Genomic DNA, 8,363 nt, shown 5'->3' with positions numbered 1-8,363 from the left:
AACCGCCAGGCTGTCAGCATCCGCTTCCGAATAAACAGCCACAGTCGCAATCCCCAGACGCTGACACGTCTTGATCACGCGAACTGCAATCTCACCGCGATTGGCGATCAGGATTTTCTTGAACATGAAGGCCCCAATGGCAAACGGGCGGACGCCCCGGATGCCGGTTGGTTTAGCGCGCCCCGGAGGGCCGCGGCAAGCGCTCAGGCTGATATCAGTCCGCGTCGCGGTCGCGATCGAACAGGACTTCCTCCAGCGCCCGCAGCTTGCCGACCAGCGAGATCAGGAATGCAGTGGACCAGCCGATCATCAGGAAGCCGATCAGGCCCTCCATCGCCACCAGAAGCCGCCAATGACTGTCCAGATAGATGTCTCCCATCCCCAGCGTGGTGAAGGTGGAGGCGGAGAAATAGACCGCCGTCTCGAAGGAGGTGATCTCTCCGATCGCCATGTAGAGGCCGGCAAAGGCGATGATCTCGACGACATGGACCAAGAAGACCCCGATCACGATGGCAACGATGAACAGGAAGAGGGAGAGCGTATGGCCCGGCGCGTCCACTTCAGAACGGTGCTGGCGCGTGAAGCCCAGCAGGAGCGTCAGCCCCGTCAGGTGGATGGCCGTGGTGACCACGACCATGATCGCAGCCAGGACGAGCGCCTGAAACATTCCGTGCCTCCCCAGCGCCGGCAGCCAAACGCCAGCTTAGCGGATCAGGGTAAGCCTGAGTGCTTGGAGTAAACAGTGTTTTTTGTCACACTCCGCAGCAAGGAGACCGGCATGCCCCAACCCCACACCTCGCCGCTCCCCGGAAATGACAAGACGCTCAAGGATTGTCTGAGCCGGGAAGAATTGCGGACCCTGTCACAGACCACGAACTGGCAGGGCGCGCTCATGCTGGGCGGTGATCTGCTACTCCTCGGCCTGGCCTTCGCACTGGCCATTGCCTGGCCCAACCCGCTGAGTTTTGTGGTCGCGATTCTCATCATTGGCGGACGCCAGCTCGCCCTCGCCATTGTCCTGCATGACTGCGCCCACAAGGCGCTGTTCCGCACGCCCTGGCTCAATGAATTTGCGGGCCGCTGGATTGGCGGGGCCGCCGTGGATGTGCCGCTGCAGCTCTATCGCGACTACCATCTCAACCATCACCGCCATGCCGGCACCGACAAGGATCCTGATCAGGGCCTGGTGAAGGCCTATCCCGTGACACGTGAGAGTCTGCGCCGCAAATTCATCCGCGACCTCACCGGCCAGACCGGGTTCAAGGAAATGGTGATGGCCTGGCGCTGTCCGGACTGGCGGGCCAAGACGCCCTTCCTGGTCTTCCAGGCGGTGCTGCTGGCCGCCCTCACCCTGGCCGGCGCGCCCTGGGCCTATGCCCTGTGGTGGGTGGCGCGGATCTTCGTCTATCCGGTCATCATGCGGCTGCGGAATATTGGCGAGCATGGCGCGGCCACCGACCGCTATGACCTGGACGCGCGGCTGAACACGCACACAACGCTGGCCAACGCGCTGGAACGCCTCCTCGTCGCGCCGAACAATGTGAACTTCCATCTGGAACACCACATGTTCGCCGCCGTGCCGCCCTATAATCTCCCGCGCCTGCACCGTCTCCTGTCTCAGCGGGGCTATTATGAGGGCTATCGCTGCATTTCGCGCTCCTATCCGCACATGTTGACGAAAGCGGTTCAAAGCCCGGCCTGAGACCGATTGCCGCTTCTGCGCCCCTTCGCCACCTGCTCAAACAATGCTAGCGAGTAGGGGCAAGAGGGAGCACGGCGACGATGCGGTCAGACCCGTCCACCACACAGTCCGATGCATCGGGTCAGCCAGCCTGTTTCACCACACGGGATCTCACCCGTGTCTTCGGTGAAGGCTCGACCGAAGTGCGCGCCCTGCGCGGGGTGGAGCTGGACATTCCCTCCGGCGAGATTGTCGTCCTTCTGGGCGCGTCCGGATCGGGCAAATCCACCCTGCTGAATATTCTGGGCGGTCTGGACCGGGCCAGTGGCGGGGAATTCGAATTCCGCGGCCGCGACATGACCCGGATCAGCGATACCGAGCTGACCCGCTTCCGCCGTGACCATGTCGGCTTTGTCTTCCAGTTCTACAATCTCATGCCCAGCCTGACGGCGCGCGAGAATGTCGAACTCGTCACCGAGATTGCCGCCAATCCGATGCCGGCGCTGGATGCGCTGGACCTGGTCGGCCTGGCGGATCGCGCCGACCATTTCCCGGCGGAAATGTCCGGCGGGGAACAGCAGCGCGTCGCCATCGCCCGCGCCATCGCCAAACGCCCCGAAGTCATGCTGTGCGACGAACCGACCGGCGCGCTGGACAGTGTCACCGGTGTACGTGTCCTGCAGGCGCTGGAACGGGTCAATCAGGAACTGGGCTCGACCATTCTCCTGATCACCCACAATGCCAGCGTGGCCGGCATGGCGCATCGCGTCATCACCCTGGCCGACGGACAGATCCGCGAGACCCGCACCAATGAAAGCCGGGTTGAACCGGAGGCGCTGAACTGGTGAGCCGGTCCCGTCTGGATATCGCCGCCGCCCTGCCGGCCAGGCTCGACCGCAAACTGGTGCGCGACCTTTTGGCGATCCGGCTGCAGGCGCTGGCCATTGCCCTCGTCGTGGCCGCCGGTGTGGCTGTCCTCGTGGTCTCCGCGGGCATGCTGGACAGTCTGCGAGAGACCCGCAGCGCCTATTATGACCGCTATCGTTTCGCCGATGTCTGGGCCCCGGTTGTGCGGGCACCCGACAGTATCGCTGCCGACATCCACCAGCTTGACGGCGTCGCCCAGATCCAGACCCGTGTGCGCCAGCCCGTCCTGTTCGACATGCCCGGCCTGTCCGCACCCGCCTCGGGTGTGTTCCTGTCCGTGCCGGAGACGGGCCTGCCCACGGTCAACCGCATCCACCTCACCGAAGGCCGCCGCCCGCGCGAGGGCCAGCGTGACGAGATTGTCCTGCTGGACGGATTTGCGCGGGCCCATGGCCTGGCCATCGGCGATAGCGTGACCGCCACGATCCGCGGCGGGCGGGAGACCTTCCGCGTGGTCGGTTTCGCCCTCTCCCCGGAATTCGTCTACGCCATCGCCCCGGGCCAGCTGGTGCCGGATGACCGCCTTTTCGGGGTGGGCTGGATGGGCCGCGATGCGCTGGAACAGGCGGCCGACAGCGCCGGGGCCTTTAATGAAGCCGCCCTCATCCTCCAACCGGGCGCCAATGAACGCGCCGTGATCGACGCGCTGGACCGCCTGCTCGCCCCCTGGGGCGCGCCGGGCGCCTATGGCCGCGAAGACCATATCTCCGACGCTTTTGTCTCCAGCGAGATCAACCAGTTGGGCACGATGGCCTCACTCCTGCCACCGGTCTTCCTGCTCGTCGCCGCCTTCCTGGTGAATGTCGTCCTGACCCGGCTGATCGCGATGGAACGGGCCCAGATCGGCCTGCTGAAGGCCTTCGGCTATCACTCCCGCGATGTGGTCTGGCACTACACGAAATTCGCGCTGGTGATCGGAGCGGTGGGACTGGCCATCGGTGTCGGAGGCGGAAGCTGGCTGGGCCGACAAATGGCCGGCATGTATGTCGAATATTATCACTTCCCCTTCCTCCTCTTCGAACTCCCCGCCTCGGTCTATGCCGCCTCACTGGGCGTCACCCTGCTGGCGGTGGGCGGCGGGGCCGTGCTGGCCGGATTGCGCGCTGCGCGCCTCTCCCCGGCCGAAGCCATGCGCCCCTCACCGCCACCGGACTATTCCCGCGCCCTGGGTGCTGCCATTGCCCGCTGGAAGCGGTTCGACCAGCAATCGCGCATGATCCTGCGCCATACGCTGCGCTGGCCGGCGCGCGCCGCCTTCACAATGGCCGGAGTGGCGATCTCGGTCGGCCTTTTGGCCAGTTCCATGTATTTCCTGGACGCGACCCGGGCGATGATCGATGCGCATTTCTACCTGTCCAACCGGCAGGATGTGACGGTCAGCCTGGTGGAACCGCGCCCGCGCGCCGCCCTGCACGCGATCGCCCGCATGCCCGGCGTGCTCACCGCCGAGCCCGTACGCTATGCCCCGGCCCGCCTGCGCCATGCCGGGCATGAGGAGAGAATGGCGCTGACCGGAGCGCCCGCCGAAGCCCGCCTCTCCCGCATGATCGACAGCGACGGCAATCCCGTCACCGCCCCGCCCGGCTCCATCGTCCTGTCGCGCGATATTGCCGCCTCGCTGGGCGTGGAGCCCGGCGACCGGATCGAGGTGGAGATCACCGAGGGCAATCGTCCGGTCTTCGAGCTCGCCATCGCCAATGTCGCCACCACGCTGATCGGCTCCGGCGCAATCATGGAAATCGGCGACCTCAACCGGCTTCTGGGCGAGGATGCACTGATCTCCGGCGCCTGGCTGCGAGTCGATCCGGAACGCACCGACGCGCTCTACACCCAGCTCAAGGCCGCCCCGGCCATTGCCGAAGTCTCCTTGCAGAACGAGGCGCGCGAACAATTCGAGACGCTGATGGATGAGGGCATGGGCACCTCGATCTACATCTATACGATCTTCGCCGGCATGATCGCCGTGGGCGTGGTCTATAACAGCGTGCGCATCTCCTTCTCCGAACGCGAGCATGAGCTGGCCGTGCTGCGCGTGCTGGGCTTCACCCGCGGCGAGGTCGCCTATGTCCTGCTGGGCGAGATCGCCCTGCTGACCCTGATCGCCCTGCCCCTGGGCTGTCTCATGGGGGCCGGCCTGGCCTGGTATTTCGCCCAGGCCATGAGTTCGGACCTGTTCCGCCTGCCCTTCATCATCAATCCGGCCACTTTCGGCTATTCCGCCCTCGTTGTGCTGATCGTCGCGCTCTCCTCCGGCCTCATGGTCCGGGCGCGGCTCAACCGGCTCGACATGGTCGCGGCCCTCAAGACGGGAGACTAGACCTCCATGACGCTTCGCTTCCGCACCCTGTTCTGGTCGGCCATGGCCCTCCTGGTGATCGCGGTCATCGGCTGGAGTTTCTGGCCCCGCCCCGTCCTGGTCGACACAGCCCGGATCGAAACCGGACCGCTTTCGGTGGAAATCCGCGATGAGGGCCGCACCCGCATCCGCGATGTCTATGCCATCGCCGCACCGGTCTCCGGCCGCCTCCTGCGCATCGATCTGGAACCGGGCGACACGATCGCCACCGGCGATGTTCTGGCGCGTATCCTGCCGGCCGAACCCTCCATTCTCGACGCGCGCAGCCAGGGCGAGGCCGAGGCCGCCATCGCGCTGGCCGAAGCGGCCCTCTCCGCCGCCCGCGCCGAAGCCCAGACCGCCCGCTCCGCCCTGGATCTGGCGCGCGAGGAACACACCCGCATCGCCCGCCTGCGCGAGACCGGCATTGCCTCCCAGGCCCAGCTTGACCGCGTCGCCGCCGAGCTTCGCTCTGCTCAGGCCGCCTCCGGTCGCGCCCAGGCCGCCATCCGCATGCGCGAGGCCGAGATCGAGGCGGCCCGCATCCATCTGCATGGCAGTCATGATGATGGCGGTGCCAGCGCCATCTTCGACATCCGCTCGCCGATTGATGGCGTGGTCCTTCAGGTCGTCCGCAAGAGTGAGGGCCCGGTCGCCGCTGGCGCCCCCCTGCTGGAAATCGGTGATCCCGCCGGGATGGAAATCGTCGCCGAATTTCTCTCCGCAGACGCCGTCCAGACACAGCCGGGCGATCCGGCCGCCATCACCGGCTGGCGCCGCGATGCGCCGCCCCTGCCGGCCCGCGTCCGCCGGGTCGAGCCCTTCGGCTTCGAGGAGGTTTCCGCCCTGGGCGTGCAGGAACAACGCGTCAATGTCGTGCTGGACTTCACTGGCGAGGCGCAAGACTGGGCCGCCCTGGGCCATGGCTATCGCGTGGAAACCGCCATCACGGTCTGGCAGAGCGAGGACGCCCTGCGCGTCCCCGTCGCCGCCCTCTTCCGCCAGGATGGCGACTGGGCCGTCTACCGCATCACCGCCAACCGCGCCCGCCTCACCCCGGTCCGCATCGGCCGCGATAATGGCGTCGAAGCCGAAGTGCTCGACGGATTGTCAGCCGGCGATGTCGTCGTCCTCTACCCCGGCGAAGGTGTGGTGGACGGTGCGGGTGTGAAAGAGCGCGGACTGGCGGAGTAGGCCGCCCTCCTTCTCCTTTGGGGAGAAGGTGCCCCGCAGGGGCGGATGAGGGGGATCGGCGAGGTCTTCGTGATTACCTGTAAACACCGGGATTTCCCCCTCTCCCGGCGCATGCGCGCCACCCTCTCCCCAGGGAGAGGGGTGCTGACCTCACGCAATTTATCCCCACCCCCAAAACCTGTGAGACACTTCTTGCGACTTCCGGGAAGAGAGGCGCGAGCTCAGTCCCTTGTGCCCGGGGGTTTGCGGAGCCTGTCCGCGCGAAGGGGTGACATCCTGAGCACCGGCAGGGCGTCCGGCCCGGTCTGACGGCACTAAACGCCCGACCTGAGTACCGGCCGGATTGGAAACGGGGGCGAGAGCGTTCGGGAAATCTCCGCGTGCGGGAGGCAGACGCCTGTCACACACACTTTGAAAACACGCCGGCAGACAGTCGCCGGCCTCCCGCACACCTCTCATACCGCCAGGCGGAAACGCCGTGGCGCTGAAAGCCGTGAAACACAAATGCATTTTCCCCGGACTTGTTCCGGGGCCAACCGAGAGAGCCGCATCCTCATCCTATGAAAAGACGGAACACCCTGTCGGCCCCGGGACTTCGCCCGGGGAAAATGAAGTTCTGAGGCATCCATCCGGGATGACAATCAGACGCTCTTGTTCAGGAGAAAGAGAACCCATGTCCCGCAAACACCACAAATCCCCGCGCAACCGCATCAACATGCAGGTCTTCGCCTATGAACAGGACGCCCTGCACCTCCTCCACACCGTCATGCACCAACAAGCCCAAGCCGGTCAGTTCAAGGCCGCCATCACCACCGCCGAACGCCTGATGGACCGCCTGCCCGATTGCCGCTTGGCGAAACGTCTGGATTGCGTGGAGAGAGTGCTCGCCAGTCCGGACCTGGAAGCCGGATGGACAGTGAAGGAACTCATGGACGAATTGGTGGGCCATTGAGACAGTGGCCCGCCGGGAAGCCTGCCTTTATCCTCCGGAACCCGGTGGCGCTGAATGTCGTGGAACACCCACAGCATTTTTTCCGCGCCTTCGCGCGGGGAAATCACCCTTGCCATTAATGTACAAAATGACGTACAATTAGTTATGCCAAAGCCTTCAAACATCCTCTCCATGTCCGAGGCACGCGCAAGCTTCAAAGCCCTGATCGAGCGCGTCACGGCGGACAAATCGCCCGCCATCATCACCCGGCGCGGGGGCGAGCCTGTTGTCATGGTCTCCCTGTCGGAATGGGAAGCCATTCAGGAAACCAATTATCTCTTGGAAAGCCCAGCCAATGCCCGGCGTCTGCGCGAAAGCATCGCGGCGGCAGAAGCCGGAGAGACCCGGTCTCTCACCCCGCAACACATCCAGGCGATGGCAAAAGACCCCGATCTGTTTCTCGATTGGACCCGCGAAACCGGCGGCTCTGACGACAGCGCATGAATGTCGAGCTGACCGCGCACGCACTGGACGATCTCGCCTGGTTGGTCCGTCACGAAACCCGACTCGCCAAACGAACGCTCCAACTCATCGAGGATATTCGCCGTTCACCTTTCGAAGGCATCGGCAAGCCGGAAGCCCTCAAGGGCGAACTTTCCGGCTGGTGGTCCCGGCGCATTGATAGCAAACACCGGCTGGTCTATCGGGTCCTGGGAAGAGGAGAGGATCGGCACCTGCAGATCGTTCAATGCAGGCATCACTACTAGGATGCGATCCCCGGTCTCGTGAAGCTCCGCTTCCCTTTTCCCGGACTTGATCCGGGACCTACCGAAACCGCCGCATCCGCACCGGGTGAAATGACGTCGCGACCTGTCGCCCCCGAGCCTCACCCGGGGGACATCGACGTTCAGAACAGGTCTAAAGCGGGATATTATCGTGCTTCTTCCAGGGGTTTTCGCACTTCTTGTTTTTCAGGGTGCGGAGGGCCTGGATGAGGCGTTTGCGGGTGTTGTGGGGCATGATGACGTCGTCGATATAGCCCCGGCCGGCGGCCACGAAGGGGTTGGCGAAACGGTCTTCATATTCCTTGGTATGGGCGGCCATCTTGTCGGCATCACCCAGATCCTTGCGGTGGATGATTTCCGCGGCGCCCTTGGCGCCCATCACCGCGATCTCGGCGGTCGGCCAGGCATAGTTCACATCGCCGCGCAAATGCTTGGAGCTCATCACGTCATAGGCACCGCCATAGGCCTTGCGGGTGATGACGGTGAGTTTGGGCACGGTGGCTTCGGCAT

General features: G+C 64.7%; 10 protein-coding genes. 7 read left to right on the top strand and 3 right to left on the bottom strand.

Translation table 11 applies throughout. The annotated features are described in order from the left end of the window. Positions 1–126: biotin carboxylase N-terminal domain-containing protein (locus I0K07_RS15725; RefSeq protein ID WP_203295150.1), on the bottom strand; the 126-nt coding region annotated here is incomplete at its 3' end. Positions 127–214: 88 nt separating this feature from the next. Then, on the bottom strand, positions 215–667 hold the full coding sequence (locus I0K07_RS15720; RefSeq protein WP_203295148.1) for an ion channel: 453 nt from the start codon (positions 665–667) through the stop codon (positions 215–217). Between the two features lie 111 nt (positions 668–778). Between I0K07_RS15720 and I0K07_RS15715 the strand changes: the two genes are divergently transcribed. The 7 genes from I0K07_RS15715 to I0K07_RS15685 all read left to right on the top strand — a co-directional run bounded on the left by I0K07_RS15715 (position 779) and on the right by I0K07_RS15685 (position 7,835). After that, positions 779–1,702 (top strand): fatty acid desaturase family protein, encoded by a 924-nt coding sequence (locus tag I0K07_RS15715; protein WP_203295146.1) that lies wholly within the window; start codon positions 779–781, stop codon positions 1,700–1,702. 80 nt (positions 1,703–1,782) lie between these two features. Continuing rightward, a complete protein-coding gene (locus I0K07_RS15710; protein WP_203295144.1) occupies positions 1,783–2,529 on the top strand; it encodes an ABC transporter ATP-binding protein in 747 nt (248 codons plus the stop codon). Further along, positions 2,526–4,925 (top strand): FtsX-like permease family protein, encoded by a 2,400-nt coding sequence (locus I0K07_RS15705; RefSeq protein ID WP_203295142.1) that lies wholly within the window; start codon positions 2,526–2,528, stop codon positions 4,923–4,925. The genes I0K07_RS15710 and I0K07_RS15705 overlap by 4 nt, the downstream gene beginning before the upstream one ends. Positions 4,926–4,931: 6 nt before the next feature. After that, positions 4,932–6,137 (top strand): efflux RND transporter periplasmic adaptor subunit, encoded by a 1,206-nt coding sequence (locus tag I0K07_RS15700; RefSeq protein WP_203295140.1) that lies wholly within the window; start codon positions 4,932–4,934, stop codon positions 6,135–6,137. Positions 6,138–6,810: 673 nt separating this feature from the next. Then, entirely contained in the window at positions 6,811–7,089 is a 279-nt protein-coding gene (locus tag I0K07_RS15695) for a hypothetical protein (RefSeq protein ID WP_203295138.1), read from the top strand. 54 nt (positions 7,090–7,143) lie between these two features. After that, positions 7,144–7,572 carry a type II toxin-antitoxin system Phd/YefM family antitoxin gene (locus I0K07_RS15690; RefSeq protein ID WP_203295135.1) on the top strand — a complete coding sequence of 143 codons (429 nt, stop codon included), beginning with the start codon at positions 7,144–7,146 and terminating at the stop codon, positions 7,570–7,572. Further along, positions 7,569–7,835: a Txe/YoeB family addiction module toxin gene (locus I0K07_RS15685; RefSeq protein WP_203295133.1), complete on the top strand. Its 267-nt coding sequence runs from the start codon at positions 7,569–7,571 to the stop codon at positions 7,833–7,835. Before I0K07_RS15690 ends, I0K07_RS15685 begins: the two co-directional genes overlap by 4 nt. 151 nt (positions 7,836–7,986) lie before the next feature. Here I0K07_RS15685 and I0K07_RS15680 read toward each other — a convergent pair. After that, positions 7,987–8,363, bottom strand: a 377-nt coding sequence (locus I0K07_RS15680; RefSeq protein WP_275297579.1) for a carboxyl transferase domain-containing protein, incomplete at its 5' end; no start/stop codon positions are given.

The sequence above is a fragment of the Maricaulis parjimensis genome, from assembly GCF_016817355.1.
Taxonomy (GTDB): Bacteria; Pseudomonadota; Alphaproteobacteria; order Caulobacterales; family Maricaulaceae; genus Maricaulis; species Maricaulis parjimensis.
Note: the sequence above shows the minus strand (reverse complement) of the source record. Positions and strands in the feature narration are given on the sequence as shown.

What these genes read in the sequence shown, in the direction of transcription:
- I0K07_RS15720 (WP_203295148.1), bottom strand. Translation starts at nt 667, where the DNA reads ATGTTTCAGGCGCTCGTCCTGGCTGCGATCATGGTCGTGGTCACCACG.
- I0K07_RS15715 (WP_203295146.1), top strand. Translation starts at nt 779, where the DNA reads ATGCCCCAACCCCACACCTCGCCGCTCCCCGGAAATGACAAGACGCTC.
- I0K07_RS15710 (WP_203295144.1), top strand. Translation starts at nt 1,783, where the DNA reads ATGCGGTCAGACCCGTCCACCACACAGTCCGATGCATCGGGTCAGCCA.
- I0K07_RS15700 (WP_203295140.1), top strand. Translation starts at nt 4,932, where the DNA reads ATGACGCTTCGCTTCCGCACCCTGTTCTGGTCGGCCATGGCCCTCCTG.
- I0K07_RS15695 (WP_203295138.1), top strand. Translation starts at nt 6,811, where the DNA reads ATGTCCCGCAAACACCACAAATCCCCGCGCAACCGCATCAACATGCAG.
- I0K07_RS15690 (WP_203295135.1), top strand. Translation starts at nt 7,144, where the DNA reads ATGTCGTGGAACACCCACAGCATTTTTTCCGCGCCTTCGCGCGGGGAA.
- I0K07_RS15685 (WP_203295133.1), top strand. Translation starts at nt 7,569, where the DNA reads ATGAATGTCGAGCTGACCGCGCACGCACTGGACGATCTCGCCTGGTTG.